16 protein-coding genes are annotated in these 13,717 nt (G+C 72.7%); 9 read left to right on the top strand and 7 right to left on the bottom strand.

Going from position 1 to position 13,717, the window contains the following annotated elements:
• The first annotated feature begins 125 nt into the window (after positions 1 to 125).
• Entirely contained in the window at positions 126 to 647 is a 522-nt protein-coding gene (locus JT723_RS26240) for a MauE/DoxX family redox-associated membrane protein (RefSeq protein WP_205047258.1), read from the top strand.
• On the opposite strand, the gene JT723_RS26235 is transcribed toward JT723_RS26240, so the two are convergent.
• The 4 genes from JT723_RS26235 to JT723_RS26220 form a co-directional block, all read right to left on the bottom strand.
• Positions 630 to 1,313 carry a TetR/AcrR family transcriptional regulator gene (locus JT723_RS26235; protein ID WP_205047257.1) on the bottom strand — a complete coding sequence of 228 codons (684 nt, stop codon included), beginning with the start codon at positions 1,311 to 1,313 and terminating at the stop codon, positions 630 to 632. The two genes, JT723_RS26240 and JT723_RS26235, sit on opposite strands and share 18 nt — an antisense overlap.
• Before the next feature lie 183 nt (positions 1,314 to 1,496).
• Positions 1,497 to 2,171 (bottom strand): HAD family hydrolase, encoded by a 675-nt coding sequence (locus JT723_RS26230; protein WP_240166196.1) that lies wholly within the window; start codon positions 2,169 to 2,171, stop codon positions 1,497 to 1,499.
• A gap of 142 nt (positions 2,172 to 2,313) precedes the next feature.
• On the bottom strand, positions 2,314 to 3,255 hold the full coding sequence (locus tag JT723_RS26225; protein ID WP_205047255.1) for a M56 family metallopeptidase: 942 nt from the start codon (positions 3,253 to 3,255) through the stop codon (positions 2,314 to 2,316).
• Between the two features lie 236 nt (positions 3,256 to 3,491).
• Positions 3,492 to 4,034, bottom strand: a complete 543-nt coding sequence (locus JT723_RS26220) for a DUF5134 domain-containing protein (protein ID WP_205047254.1) — start codon at positions 4,032 to 4,034, stop codon at positions 3,492 to 3,494.
• Between the two features lie 241 nt (positions 4,035 to 4,275).
• Between JT723_RS26220 and JT723_RS26215 the strand changes: the two genes are divergently transcribed.
• Complete coding sequence (locus tag JT723_RS26215) at positions 4,276 to 4,812, top strand: GNAT family N-acetyltransferase (protein WP_205047253.1); 537 nt, start codon at positions 4,276 to 4,278, stop codon at positions 4,810 to 4,812.
• A 58-nt stretch (positions 4,813 to 4,870) separates the two neighbouring features.
• Here the strand turns inward: JT723_RS26215 and JT723_RS26210 are convergent, their stop codons facing one another.
• Positions 4,871 to 5,539: a glycerophosphodiester phosphodiesterase gene (locus JT723_RS26210; RefSeq protein ID WP_205047252.1), complete on the bottom strand. Its 669-nt coding sequence runs from the start codon at positions 5,537 to 5,539 to the stop codon at positions 4,871 to 4,873.
• Between the two features lie 224 nt (positions 5,540 to 5,763).
• Between JT723_RS26210 and JT723_RS26205 the strand changes: the two genes are divergently transcribed.
• From JT723_RS26205 to JT723_RS26190, 4 genes are all read left to right on the top strand, one after another.
• Positions 5,764 to 7,161, top strand: a complete 1,398-nt coding sequence (locus JT723_RS26205) for a DUF6421 family protein (RefSeq protein ID WP_205047251.1) — start codon at positions 5,764 to 5,766, stop codon at positions 7,159 to 7,161.
• Between the two features lie 23 nt (positions 7,162 to 7,184).
• Positions 7,185 to 7,943: an SDR family NAD(P)-dependent oxidoreductase gene (locus JT723_RS26200; RefSeq protein ID WP_205047289.1), complete on the top strand. Its 759-nt coding sequence runs from the start codon at positions 7,185 to 7,187 to the stop codon at positions 7,941 to 7,943.
• The gene (locus tag JT723_RS26195) at positions 7,922 to 9,052 is read left to right on the top strand and encodes a threonine aldolase family protein (RefSeq protein ID WP_205047250.1); all 1,131 of its coding nucleotides are present in this window, start codon (positions 7,922 to 7,924) and stop codon (positions 9,050 to 9,052) included. The genes JT723_RS26200 and JT723_RS26195 overlap by 22 nt, the downstream gene beginning before the upstream one ends.
• A gap of 86 nt (positions 9,053 to 9,138) precedes the next feature.
• The gene (locus tag JT723_RS26190) at positions 9,139 to 9,744 is read left to right on the top strand and encodes a transglutaminase-like domain-containing protein (protein ID WP_205047249.1); all 606 of its coding nucleotides are present in this window, start codon (positions 9,139 to 9,141) and stop codon (positions 9,742 to 9,744) included.
• Here the strand turns inward: JT723_RS26190 and JT723_RS26185 are convergent.
• Entirely contained in the window at positions 9,741 to 10,484 is a 744-nt protein-coding gene (locus JT723_RS26185) for a lysophospholipid acyltransferase family protein (protein ID WP_205047248.1), read from the bottom strand. The genes JT723_RS26190 and JT723_RS26185 overlap by 4 nt on opposite strands.
• 191 nt (positions 10,485 to 10,675) lie before the next feature.
• The gene (locus JT723_RS26180) at positions 10,676 to 11,083 is read right to left on the bottom strand and encodes a DUF4395 domain-containing protein (protein WP_205047247.1); all 408 of its coding nucleotides are present in this window, start codon (positions 11,081 to 11,083) and stop codon (positions 10,676 to 10,678) included.
• Positions 11,084 to 11,224: 141 nt separating this feature from the next.
• On the opposite strand from JT723_RS26180, the gene JT723_RS26175 reads away from it, so the two are divergent.
• The 3 genes from JT723_RS26175 (at position 11,225) to JT723_RS26165 (ending at position 13,708) form a co-directional block, all read left to right on the top strand.
• Positions 11,225 to 11,638, top strand: a complete 414-nt coding sequence (locus JT723_RS26175; protein WP_205047246.1) for a TlpA family protein disulfide reductase — start codon at positions 11,225 to 11,227, stop codon at positions 11,636 to 11,638.
• A gap of 262 nt (positions 11,639 to 11,900) precedes the next feature.
• The gene (locus JT723_RS26170) at positions 11,901 to 12,686 is read left to right on the top strand and encodes an electron transfer flavoprotein subunit beta/FixA family protein (RefSeq protein ID WP_205047245.1); all 786 of its coding nucleotides are present in this window, start codon (positions 11,901 to 11,903) and stop codon (positions 12,684 to 12,686) included.
• 59 nt (positions 12,687 to 12,745) lie between these two features.
• The gene (locus JT723_RS26165; protein ID WP_205047244.1) at positions 12,746 to 13,708 is read left to right on the top strand and encodes an electron transfer flavoprotein subunit alpha/FixB family protein; all 963 of its coding nucleotides are present in this window, start codon (positions 12,746 to 12,748) and stop codon (positions 13,706 to 13,708) included.
• Positions 13,709 to 13,717 lie beyond the last annotated feature (9 nt).

The raw sequence follows: 13,717 nt of genomic DNA, 5'->3' as shown, positions 1-13,717 counted from the left end.
GGGGGTCGTAATTTCATGGTTTGAACCCTGTGGGGTCCCATATTCGGTCACAACGACGCGACCAGCGGAGATCGCCTTGCGTCGAGCCATTGTCAGATCCGTCCGACGGTGGCTAAGTTCGGTCCGTGCAGTACGTTGACATTGCCAGCAGGCTGCTGCTGCTCACGGTCTTCCTCCTCGCTCTGGCCGGCAAGATATCCAGCCGGAGCGCCTGGCAGGAGTTCGTCGAATCGATCAATGCGATGGCGGTGATCGACCGCGCGAAAGCGCCCGCTGCTGCGGTGGCCACGGCGGTGGCCGAGGCGGCCGTCGTGGTGCTCGCCGCCGTCCCCGTACGCCTCGCCGGGTCCGCCGCCTTCCTCATCGCGGCCGGACTGCTCGGCTGCCTCACCGTCGCCGTCACCGCCGTGGTCCGCAGAGGTGCCGCCGTGCCCTGCCGCTGCTTCGGCGCGTCGGAGACCCCGCTGGGGGTGCCGCACGTGGTGCGCAACCTCATCCTCGTGGCGACGGCGCTGCTGGGACTTGCCGCCTCCCTGGTGCAGGGGCACTTCAACGTCGGTATGTGCGCGGTCGTCGCGGTCTTCGGCGCGGGGCTGGGGCTGCTGATGGCCCGCTGGGACGACCTGGTCTCACTTCTGCGGGTCTGACACCGCCCCTGCGGGCGCCCGGTCGGCCACCGTCCGCGGCGGGAAGCCGACCGACGGGTCGTGGCTGTCGGACCCGGGCGGCGGCGCCCCCGCGTCCCAGTCCAGTCCGTAGCGGTGGAAGAGCTCCGCGCGCAGCCGGTGGATCGGCATCGGCGCGCCCGGCAGCAGCATGGCCACCGACGCACCCATCAGCAGTGCCCGCAGCAGCCGGTACTCCTCCTCGGGGTCGGCCGCGCCCCAGCAGACCATCGTCTCCCGCAGCAGTTGCGCGAGCCGCTGCTGCTCAGGGCACTGGATGAAGCCCTCCTCCTGCAGGATCGACGCCATGTGCGTGCGCATCAGCGTGGTGTGACCGGTGCTCACCCCGAGCATCGCGTCGATGGCCCTGGCCAGCAGCTCCCGCCCGTCCTCGGTGCGCGGCTCGCGCTCCAGCGCGGCGGCCAGCTCACCGGCCATCAGCCGGTGCACCGCCGACTGCAGCAGCGCGCGCTTCCCGGAGAAGTAGTACGACACCAGGCCCCGGGCGGAACCGGCTCGCTGCGTGATGTCGGCCAGCGTGGTGGCCTCGTAACCGCGCTCCTCGACGAGCTCGACGGTGGCTTGCAGCAGCCGTTCCCGGGAACGCCTGCGCATCGCTTCATTGACCGAAGCGCTCCGAGGGGACATGCTTTACTCCTGCGTTGACTGGCTGCGAGCCAATATACTCAGCGCATCCCGTGGGGCCAGCGCCCGCACGGGTTACGGGGACGGGCGCCGGCCCCGGCGACGCGGGGGATCGCCGGGGCCGGCGCCCGCCGTGTCCGCACGTGCGGCACCGGCCCGGCAGGTCGAGCGTATCGGTCGGCCGGGTCAGCCCAGCAGGTCGAGTACCCCGCGCAGCCCGTCGGGCCTGCTGTCGGCCGGCAGGTGCTCCACGAGGTGGACCGCGCAGCCGACCGCGGCGGCGCCCCCGTCGGCCCTGCGGTCGTCACCCACCATCAGGGTCTCCCGCGGCGGTACCCCCAACTCCGCGCAGGCCGCGAGGAAGATGGCCGGGTCGGGCTTCTGGCTGCCGACCTCGAAGCTCAGCACGAAGGCGTCGACCAGGTCGGCCAGGCCGTGCTCGGCGAAGACCGGCCGCAGGTCCCAGCCGATGTTGCTGACCACCGCCACCGCGACGCCCCGTGCGCGCAGCGCCTTGAGCACCTCGGCGGCGTCCGGGTACGGGCGCCAGGCCGCGGGCGCCATGTGCCGGTCGTAGAGCACGTCGTGGATGTCCCAGGGCAGCCCGCTGGTCATGGACTGCGCCGTGTACGCCCGCCGGTGCAGCTCCGCCGACAGGTCCCGGCGCTCCCAGTCCGCCGCCGGATCGGGCATCCAGCCGGCCGGCGTCGCACCGCCGGGCTGGGCGCCGGACTGCTCCAACCGCCCCGCCCAGTACGCGATCTCGTCCTCCGACGCCTCGACGCCCACCGCGTCGAGCGCCCCGCGCAGCCAGTCGGCGCACGGCTCGATACGGAAGACCGTGCCGGAGAAGTCGAACATGCAGCCCCTGGGCCTCATCGCCTCGCCACTTCCTGTCGTCGCCTTGCGCGGACCGGCGTGCGGCGCACCGGCCGTACGCCGGATGGTGCGGCCTGCACCGCCGGTACTGCGAGGTGTGGCCGCCGGGAGAGAGCCGGTCCCGTCACCAGGTCAGTGCGCCGAGGCCGGGGCCGAAGGCGATCAGCAGCGGCACCGCGGGCACCAGCAGAGCGCAGGCGCTCATCCGCACCCGGCGGGCCAGCGGCAGCCGCGGCGCCGGGTCGAGCAGCCGGTGCACCCGGCCGGGGAGCGCGGCCAGCGGTGCGGGAGCAGGGCCGAACACACCGCGCTCCTCGTTCAGTTCCACCAGGGCCAGGGCGGTGGTGAGCCGGCCGAAGCGGCGCGAGGCGGTGTCGTCGGCGGCCAGCTCGACCAGGTGGTGCACCTGGTCGCGGAACGCGGCGAAGACCGGCACCTGCGGGAATCCGCCCGCCAGCGCCCCCGCGCAGTGCAGCAGCACATCGTGCCTGGCCCGCATGTGCCCCTGCTCGTGCGCGAGCACCGCGTCGAGCTGGCGGCCCTTGAGGCGGTCGAGTGCCGCGGTGGTGATCACCAGCTGCGGCTCCGCGCCTGACAGCCACCAGGCGTCGGACCGCGGGTCCTCCAGCACCACCAGGCGCTCGCCCGCCGGCACCTCCTCGCCCGGCAGCCGCGGTGAGCGGCGCCGCAGCTCGGCCCTGCGCTGCCGGCGCCTGCCGCGTGCGGCCCTGACCTCGCGGGTGAGCATCGCCACCGTCCACAGCCCGCCCAGTGCGAGCATCACGGCGAGCGCGCCGGCGCCGCGGCCGTACTCGGACAGGCCGTATGCGTCGACCACGCCGTGCGGTGCGAAGGCGAACACATGCCCGCGCACGGCCGCCCAGGCCGCCGACGCGGTGAGCGCCAGCGCGGAAAGGCAGCACAGCAGCACCGCGGCGACGACGCACTGCCACACCCACAGGGCGAGCACGGGTTCGCGATCCGGCCACTGGGCACGGGAGAGCAGTCGCGGCGCCATTGCCGCCGTCAGTGCGCCCAGGACCAGCAGCACGAACGGGACCGTCATGACGATCACCCTAGGAGCGGGCGGTCGGCGGCGGGGCCGCCCGGCACCCGATGTGACGCATCCCTCACAGTGCCGTGCGGACGTGCCCCACGGGGCACGTCAGGCCGCGGCAGGCCCGGGTGCCGGGGGAGTGGCATACCGGAGGCGGGGGCAGGCCCGGGGCGCCGCGGGCACAGGGTCAGGACAAGTCCTTCGCGGCACCCCGCCCACCCGCGCTCTCCGGCGCGGCACCGCGTTCACAGGGTCAGCAGCATCGCGAACATCGCCAGTGCCATCGCCACCCGGCACGCCGCCGCCACCTCGGGGGCGTGCCGCAGGGGTATCGCCCCGCCGGCCGGCGCGGCCGGGTGCGGGCCGCCCGGCATCGCCAGCCGGCTGCCCGCGCGCAGCACATAGCCGGCGAAGTAGACCAGCAGCAGCCCGGTCAGCAGCGGGGCGCCGGCGGAGGTGTGGGCGGCATGGCCGGAGTGCGCGGAACCCGCTGCCGCCATCGCCGCCGACATGTAGACCATCGCCCCCGCGCACACCGAGTGGTGCACCCGGTGGGAGGTCCGGCGCGGGGACGGGCGCAGCGCGTGCAGGGCGACGGCGGCGAAGACGACGGCGAGCAGCGCCGTACTCCAGCGCGGCGGGTCGAAGACCGACAGCGGCACGGCCATCACCGCCATGCCCACGCCGAGCAGCGCCTCGCCGCGCGGCTCCTTGCGCAGCACGCACGAGACCGCCGCGGCGGCGCTGAGCGCCACGAGCAGCCAGGCCACCAGCGGCGGTCCGTGCATCGCCCCTCCCCCCTCGGACTCGAACGACCGCCCGGTGCGAAGGCGGCCCCAGGACAACCTGCCCGGTCGCGGCGGCGCACACGCGAGCGCACTGAGGTGGACGGGGGGAGTGCGCTCCCGCCGCGCGCGCCTGCCCGCGCAGGTGACCGCCGCCTGCCCGGATCCGCCGCCGTACGGTGCCGCGACACCGGTCCCCGCCGCACCGTACGGCGGCGGAAAGCCCTCGGCTAGCCTGTCGGCCATGGACACCGCCGCCGGCCCCGGATTCCGCCCCGCCACCGCAGAAGACGTCCCCGCGCTCGTCGCGCTCATCGAGTCCGCCTACCGCGGCGACGCGAGCCGCGCGGGGTGGACGACCGAGGCGGACATCCTCCAGGGGCAGCGCACCGACCCCGAGGGGGTGCTCGCGGTCATAGAGAAGGCCGACAGCCGGCTGGTCGCGGTCGAGGCCGACGGCGAGCTGGTGGCCTGCTGCCAGCTGGAGCACCGCGGCGACCACGCGTACTTCGGGATGTTCGCGGTGCGCCCCACGCTGCAGGGTGCAGGGCTGGGCAAGCTCATCATCGCGGAGGCGGAGCGTTTCGCCCGCGACGAGTGGGGCGCCGCCGAGATGCACATGACGGTGATCTCGGTCCGCGAGGACCTGATCGCCTGGTACGAACGGCGCGGCTACACCAGGACCGGGCAGACCAGCGCCTTCCCTTACGGTGACGAGCGCTTCGGACTGCCGACCAGGGACGATCTGGAGTTCGAGCTGCTGACGAAGAAGCTCGGCTGACGCCAGGTCCCCTTCCCCACCTTCCCCCCTTCCCCGGCCGCCCGCCCGGCCCGCCTGTTCAGGCCGCGGGCTCGGCCGGCAGGTCGGTCGCCGCGCCGTCCAGCCGCAGCGCCCTGGCCAGCGCCCAGTCCTGAGCGGTGTTCACGGTCCAGGCCATCACGGCGATGCCTGCGGCCTGGCAGCGGCGTACGACGTCCAGGTTGAGCTGGGTCAGGTCGAGGCTGACCAGCCGGGCGCCGACGGCTTGTGCACGGGGCACGATGTCGGGGCCGAGGACGCTGGCCACCAGCACGGTCGGGATGTCCGGCAGCAGCGAGTGGATCTCGGCGAGCGCCTCGTCGTGGAAGGACAGCACGCTGACCCGCCCGGTCGCGCCGCGCTCGCGCAGGGTGTCGGCGAGCGCGCGGGCCGCGGCGGTGTCCTTGATCTCCGCCTGGATCGGCCGGTCCACCGCGTCGAGCACCTCCTCGAAGACCGGCACCCGCTCGCCGAGGCCCGCGTCCAGCGTGCGGATCTCGGCCAGCGTGAGGTCGCGGATCAGCCCGCTGCCGTCGGTGGTCCTGTCCACCTCCGCGTCGTGCATCACCACCAGCGCGCCGTCCTTGCTCAGGTGCAGGTCCAGCTCGACCTGGTCCAGGCCTGCCTGCTCGGCGCGGCGGAAGGACCGCAGGGTGTTCTCCGGCTCGACGCCCATGACGCCGCGGTGACCGACGGTGAGGAAGCTCATACCGGCACCCTAAGCGGCCCGGGCGACGCGGGGCCGAACACTCCGTGACGAGTCGGCACACCGGGGCGGGCCACTGAAGTGCACGTCGCATACCCGGACAACGGCCGCAAGAACAGCCGCAGAAGGGGGACGGGGCGGGATGATCCGCTTCGGGTGCCCTTGAAGCGGGAACAATCTCATGGATACGGTGTGGCTACGGCAAATTTTTCTGTAGAGGAGCGGTCATGGGTGAAGTTCTTTCGTCGGCGACGGCTCGTACCGGCCGGATATCCAGCGATGACGTGGTCGGTCACCCCGCGTGGGCGGCGCTGAAACAGGCGGTCGAGGCCGTCAGGCCCTGGCAGCTCAAGGACGGTTCGATCGACTTCGACGCCGAGGGCGCGCCCTCCCGGGCGGACGCCGAGCAGGCGGTGGCCCAGGTGGTGGACGCCGTCGGCCGGCTCACCGACCTGCTGCCGCACGACGCCGACTACCACCGCGCCCTGGCCGCCGACCTGCGCCGCTGGGCCGACGAGGGATTCGGCGTCCCGGACTTCCTCGACTCGCTGCTGGCCTTCCAGCCGTCCGCGGACCGCCGCGACGGCCGCCGCCATGTGGTCGTCTTCCCGATGTACACCCAGAACGGCAACCCGGACCGCAACCTGGAGGCCGTCGCCCTGCGGGTGACCTGGCCCGACTGGCTCGCCGAACTCGAGCGCACCCGCTACGACAACCCGCAGTTCGTCCCGATCACCTTCGAGGACTTCACCCCGGGCTACGACACCAACTCCGCGGTGCTCTTCCCGGAGACCGTCGCCGTGCGCAAGCCGCCGGAGCGCTGGAGCTGGGGCGCGATCTTCTGCGACCGCGAGGCCGCCCGCTTCCGCGCGGTGACCGCAGCCGCCGTGGACACCCTCGGCCTGGAGCTGCCGCCGGAGGCCGCGCGCCTGGTCGAGGACCAGGAGCTGGCACAGCAGACGTACGTGCTCTGGGACATGATCCACGACCGCACCCACAGCCACGGCGACCTGCCGTTCGACCCGTTCATGATCAAGCAGCGGGCGCCGTTCTGGATGTACGGGCTGGAGGAGCTGCGCTGCGACCTGACCACCTTCCGCGAGGCGGTCAAGCTGCAGGCCGAGGGCCACCCCATGGGCCTGGGCGTGCAGTACGCGATCCTCTTCGACCGGCTCTTCCGCTTCCCGGTCACCGGCGAGCGGGTCCGCAACTACGACGGACTCGGTGGTCAGCTGCTTTTCGCCTACCTGCACAAGCACGACGCCGTACGCTGGACGGACAACACCCTGCACATCGACTGGGAACGCGCACCGCAGGTCACCAACCAGCTCTGTGCCGACATCGAGACCCTCTACCGGGACGGGATCGACCGCCCCAAGCTTGTGCACTGGTTCGCCGCCTACGACCTGGTCGCAAGCTATCTCTCGCCGCATCCCGGCTCGGTCTGGGCCAAGGGGCCGGACGCCCTGGACCTGACGCTGCCCCCGCGCAAACTCGTGGACGACGTGCTGCCGGACGAGTTTCCGCTCAGCATGTTCTACGAGGCCCTTGCCAAGAAGCTCCGCGAGGTGATCGCCTCCACCAAGGGGATCACGGGCCAGAGCCCGGTAGGGAGCGCCGCGTGACCGGTGCGGCCGAGGAGGCGGAGATGACGACCGACACGTATTCGGGCGGTCTTGACGGAGCGGTGATCGCGGTGGCGGGCGCCGGCGGACCGGCCGGCCGGGCGGTGCTGCAGCGGCTGGCCCGCGAGGGCGGCCATGTGATCGCCGCGGACGCCGACCCCGAGCGCCTGGCGGAGGCCGTCGACGCGGCGCGATACGACGCGGGCGGCGCCGACATCACCGGCGAGATCGTCGACCTCCTCGACCTGGAGGCCAGCCAGGACTGGGCCGGCCGGATCGAGAAGGACCACGGCCGGGTCGACGGCCTGGTCCACCTGGTCGGCGGCTGGCGCGGCTCAGCGTCCTTCCCCGAGACCGAACTCGCCGACTGGGACGTCCTGCACAGGCTGCTGATCCAGACCGTCCAGCACACCTCGCTCGCTTTCCACGACGGCCTGATGCGCAGCCCCGGCGGCCGCTACGTGCTGATCAGCGCGGCCGGTGCCAGCCGGCCCACCGCGGGGAACGCGGCATATGCCGCGGCGAAGGCCGCCGCCGAGGCCTGGACGCTCGCGCTCGGCGACTCCTTCCGCAAGCTCAGCGGCGCCGAGGGACCCACTGCGGCGGCCACCGTGCTGGTCATCAAGGCCCTGGTGCACGATGGGCTGCGGGCCGAGCGCCCGCAGTCGAAATTCGCCGGTTTCACCGATGTGCGCGATCTCGCCGACGCGATCGCGGGCCAGTGGAACCGCAACGCCCACGATGTGAACGGGACCCGCCAGTGGCTGACGCCCCAACCGTGACCGACCCGACCCGCAGCACCACCCCCGCACCTCCCGCCGGCGCACGGACCGACGCCGTACGCCGGCACGACCCGGCCGCGCGGGGCTTCGCCAGCGACAACTACGCCGGGGTGCACCCAGAGGTGCTGGCCGCCCTCGCCCTCGCCAACGGCGGCCACCAGGTCGCCTACGGCGGCGACGACTACACCGCGCACCTCCAGGAGGTCTTCCGGCGGCACTTCGGCCCCACCGCCGAGGTCTTCCCGGTCTTCAACGGCACCGGCGCCAACGTGACGGCGCTGCAGGCGGTGACCGAGCGCTGGGGTGCGGTGATCTGCGCCGAGTCCGCGCACATCAACGTGGACGAGTGCGGGGCGCCCGAGCGGGTCGGCGGGCTGAAACTGCTCACGGTGCCGACCGCCGACGGCAAGCTCACCCCCGAGCTGATCGACCGGCAGGCGTACGGCTTCGACGACGAGCACAGGGCGCAGCCGCAGGTCGTGTCGATCACCCAGACCACCGAACTGGGCACCTGCTACACGCCCGAGGAGATCAAGGCGGTCTGCGACCACGCCCACCAGCTCGGCATGGCCGTGCACCTCGACGGCGCCCGGCTGTCCAACGCCGCCGCGAGCCTGGGGGTGCCGCTCGCCCGCTTCACCACCGAGGCCGGCGTCGACATCCTGTCCTTCGGCGGCACCAAGAACGGCCTGCTGCTCGGCGAGTGCGTGGTCGTCCTCAGCCCCGAGCGGGTGCGCGCGCTGCCGCACCTGCGCAAGCTGTCGATGCAGCTGGCGTCGAAGATGCGCTTCGTGTCGGTGCAGTTCGAGGCGCTGCTGGCCGGCGACCTGTGGCTGCGCAGCGCCGAGCACGCCAACGCGATGGCCCGCAGGCTGGACGCCGCGGTGCGCGGCATCGACGGGGTGCGCGTGATGCGTCCCGTGCAGTCCAACGCGGTCTTCGCGATGCTGCCGCGCCACGTCAGCGAGCGGCTGCAGAAGCGCTACCGCTTCTACTTCTGGGACGAGTCGACCGGCGAGGTCCGCTGGATGTGCGCCTTCGACACGACGGAGGACGACGTGGACGGCTTCGCCGCGGCAGTTGCCGAGGAGATGGCCGCCGGCGCCTGATCCACGGCCGCAGTAGGCTCTGAATATATATACGTGGACCCGTAAATCGATTGATCGGAGGGTCGGTGGCTCTCTAGGGTCGGAGCATGGAACCGATCCCGGAGACGCCCGACCTCTCCGCATATCTCGCCGCCGACGACGTCATCGACCACCACGACCCGGTGGTCAAGGAGACCGCGGCCCTGCTGGCCGAAGGCACCCACAATGCGCATGAGTATGCGGAGGCCGCCTTCGAATACGTCCGCGACGCGATCCCGCACTCCTACGACTCGGGAGACCAGCGGGTCAGCTGGCGGGCCTCCGACGTGCTGGAGCAGCGCAACGGCATCTGCTATGCCAAGTCGCACGCCCTGACCGCGCTGCTGCGCTCGCGCGGCATACCCGCGGGGCTCTGCTACCAGCGGCTGACAGAGGACGACGGATCGGGCCCCGCACTGCACGGCCTGATCGCCCTGCGGCTGCCCGGCGCCGGCCGGTGGAGCCGGCTGGACGCCCGCGGCAACAAGCCCGGCGTGGACGCCCGCTTCAGCCTGGACGTCGAACGGCTGGCCTTCCCGGTGCGCCCGGAGCTGGGGGAGCGCGACTACCCGCTGGTCTACGCGGCCCCCCTGCCGGCCGTGGTGGCCTGTCTGCGGGCCGCGCCCAGTAGCTCCGGGATCCTGCTGCCCACCGCCCTGCCCGAGGCGTCCTAGCGGGCCGCCTGCCGCTCGCGGTCCCGCTCCGCAGCCGCCTCCGGCGTCGGGGCGGTGCCGCCCAGGTGCGAGGGCAGCCACCACCGGTCGTCGGGACCGGCCGGCCGGCCCGGATACGAACGCTGCGCGTCCTCCAGCAGCTCCTGCACCCGCAGCCGCAGCCGCCGGGTCAGCGCGCCGGCCTTCTCGTCGGTGTGCGGCCGCATCTGCTCGCCGATCCGCAGCGAGATCGGGAACCTGGTCCTGCCGAGGCTGCGCGGGCGCCCTTTGGTCCACAGCCGCTGGCTGCCCCACAGCGCCATCGGCAGCAGCGGGACGCCGGCCTCCATGGCAAGCCGCGCCGCACCGGACTTGAAGGACTTCAGCGTGAAGGACTCCGAGATCGTCGCCTCGGGGAAGACCCCGATGATCTCGCCCCTGCGCAGCGCCTCCAGCGCGTGCGCATAGGCGTGCATGCCGTCGGAGCGGTCCACCGGGATGTGCTTCATCGCCCGCATCAGCGGACCCGACACCTTGTGGCGGAAGACCGACTCCTTGGCCATGAAGCGCACCAGCCGCTTGGCGGGCAGCGTCGTCAGGCCGCAGAAGACGAAGTCCAGGTAGCCGACGTGGTTGCTGACCAGCAGGGCGCCGCCCTCGCGCGGCACGTTCTCGGTGCCCCGGATGTCGAACCGCAGGCCCTGCACCTTGAACATCGTGCGGGCGAAGCCGATCACCGGGGGGTAGACGAGTTCGGCCATGTCCGGGCACCTGCTCTCTCCGGGGCGGCGCGCCCGGCGGAAGTTACGCGCCCGTAGGTTCTCCGGCCGCTGAGCGATGGTGCCCCGGCGGCGGGGCCGCTGTCACCCCGGGCGACCTCCCCGCGGCGAGATTCTTCTCACGTCATCGCGATGTCACCCCCGCGCCACTGCCGCGTCGCGGTAGGGCCCGGTCAGCCCACCGTGCGCCGCAGTGCCAGGTACATCTCGCAGCCGAGGCAGTAGGCGAAGGCCGCGTTGAGGAAGGCGGCGGCAAGTGCGCAGCCGGTCGCGGCCATGCCGAGCCACTGCGGCCCCGCCAGATAGCCGGCCACCCCGACGGCGGCGAAGGCCAGCCCCACGGCCTGGGCGAAGCGCGGCGGCGCCGATTCCTCGGTGGCGGGCGGCGGGCCGACCCTGGGGCGTATCAGGGTGCGGAAGAGCCAGCCGTACGGCGAGCGCTGCACGCCCGCGACGGCTCCCACGGCGAACAGGGCGGCCTGCACCGCGAGCAGCGCGCCGCTGCCGGTGATCAGGACCACCGCGAGCACAGCGGTGGTGAGGGCCGCGCCGAACCGGGGGCCGCGTACGTCGATGTCCATGAGGGGAATGATGACCCGGCGGCGGCCGGTTGCGGCCGCGGGAATCATTGCGGTCGTGTGAACGCTGACGTGCGGGAATACGATGCGGTTCGCCTGCAGGTGACAATGCGGCGCAGTGGCTCGCGGCGGAGGAGGACGGCGATGACGGGTCTGGTGGTCTGCCTGGCCGTGCTCGCGGCGGCCAGCGCCTTCGGCGTACTGCACCGGCGACGGGACGGGAGGGTCCGGGTGGGTGGCAGGGACAGCGGCGAGCGGCTGACGTCGGACGACCTCGGCGGGCCGCTGGGGGAGCGCGCCACGCTTGTGCAGTTCTCCAGCGCCTTCTGCGCGCCCTGCCGGGCGACCAGGCGGGTGCTGTCCGAGGTCACCGGGATGGTCGAGGGGGTGCGCCATGTGGAGATCGACGCCGAGGCGCAGCTCGACCTCGTGCGGCGGCTGCACATCCTCAGGACACCGACCGTCCTGGTCCTCGACGCGGACGGCTCCGTGGTGCGCCGGGCGTCGGGCCAGCCCCGGCGTGCCGACGTGATCGCCGCACTTGGTGCCGCGGTCTGACGGCCTCCCCTCGGGCGCGGCCTTGCCGAGGGCGCGGCACGTCGCGGGCGTAGGAGACGTCACAGTGGGGGAACCTTGCCAAGCGGCGGCACTCTCTGTGTACTGACGAGTAATATATCTGCCGGGTACTCACCGCGACGCGTGCTGCGTCCCGGCGGGGAGCCGCAGCCGCAGGCGCCTATGCTGCCAATCCGGGGCACTGGCAGGGTGCTGCCGGGGCAGTTGACGAAGACGTGCAGGACGATGCAGTAGGAGAGCAGGCGTGAGCTTGAGGATCGTAGTCGCTGTGAAGTACGTGCCCGATGCCACCGGCGACCGCCACTTCGCCGATGACCTGACCACTGACCGCGATGCGGTGGACGGCCTGCTGTCGGAGCTGGACGAGTACGCGGTCGAGCAGGCGTTGCAGATCGCGGAGGCCGCGGACGACGCGGAGATCACCGTCCTGACCGTCGGCCCCGCGGACGCCAAGGACGCGCTGCGCAAGGCGCTGTCGATGGGCGCGGACAAGGCCGTGCACGTCGAGGACGACGCGCTGCACGGTACCGATGTGATGGGGACGTCGCTGGTGCTGGCCAAGGCGATCGAGCACGCCGGCTTCGACCTGGTCGTCACCGGCATGGCCTCCACCGACGGCACGGCGGGTGTGGTTCCCGCGCTGCTTGCAGAGCGGCTGGGCATTCCGCAGGTGACCCTGCTGTCCGAGGTCGCGGTCTCGGGCGGGAAGGTGACCGGCCGGCGCGACGGCGACGCGGCGAGCGAGCAGGTGGAGGCGTCGCTGCCGGCGCTGGTGTCGGTGACCGACCAGTCCGGTGAGGCGCGCTACCCGTCCTTCAAGGGCATCATGGCGGCCAAGAAGAAGCCGGTGGAGGCGCTGGACCTCTCCGACCTGGGCATCGACGCCGCCGACGTGGGCCTCGCCGGTGCGTGGACGGCGGTGCAGGAGGCTGCCGCCCGTCCGGCGCGCAGCGCGGGCACGATCGTCAAGGACGAGGGCGAGGGCGGCAAGCAGCTCGCGGCCTTCCTCGCGGAGCACAAGTTCATCTGACGAACCCCCGCCCCGCCGCCCCCCCGTCACCCTCTTCTTTGTGCAGGAGAACGATTCGCATGGCTGAAGTCCTCGTCCTGGTCGACCACGTGGACGGTGCCGTCCGCAAGCCGACCCTCGAACTGCTCACCCTGGCCCGCCGGATCGGCGACCCGGTCGCCGTCCACCTCGGCCCCGGCGCCGACACCGCGGCCCCGGTGCTGGCCGAGCACGGCGCGACCCGGGTGCTGACCGCCGACGCCCCGGAGTTCACCGACTACCTGGTCGTCCCCAAGGTCGACGCCCTCCAGGCCGCGGCCGCGGCCGTCTCACCGGTCGCGGTCCTGGTGCCGTCCTCGGGCGAGGGCAAGGAGATCGCCGCCCGCCTGGCGCTGCGCCTGGGCTCGGGCATCATCACCGACGCCACCGACGTGGCCGCGGGCGCCGAAGGGCCGGTCGCCACCCAGTCCGTCTTCGCCGCCGCCTTCACCACCCGCTCGACCATCACCCGCGGCACCCCGGTCATCACCGTCAAGCCGAACTCCGCCCCCGTCGAGCCGGCTCCGGCGGCCGGCACGGTCGAGCCGCTGGCGGTCACCTTCGGCGAGCTGGCCACGGGCACGAAGGTCGTGGCCCGCACGCCCCGGCAGTCCACCGGGCGGCCGGAGCTGACCGAGGCCGCGATCGTGGTCTCCGGCGGGCGCGGCGTCAACGGCGCCGAGAACTTCTCCGTCATCGAGGCCCTCGCCGACTCCCTCGGCGCGGCCGTGGGCGCCTCGCGGGCCGCGGTCGACGCCGGCTGGTACCCGCACACCAACCAGGTCGGCCAGACCGGCAAGTCCGTCTCCCCCCAGCTCTACATCGCCAACGGCATCTCGGGCGCGATCCAGCACCGGGCGGGCATGCAGACCTCGAAGACCATCGTGGCGGTCAACAAGGACGCGGAAGCCCCGATCTTCGACCTCGTCGACTACGGCGTCGTCGGCGACCTCTTCCAGGTCGTCCCGCAGCTCACCGAGGAGATCAAGGCCCGCAAGGGCTGACGCTCCCGC

Source organism: Actinacidiphila bryophytorum, from assembly GCF_016916835.1.
GTDB lineage: Bacteria > Actinomycetota > Actinomycetes > Streptomycetales > Streptomycetaceae > Actinacidiphila > Actinacidiphila bryophytorum.
This window is presented reverse-complemented; position numbering and strand designations above follow the sequence as displayed.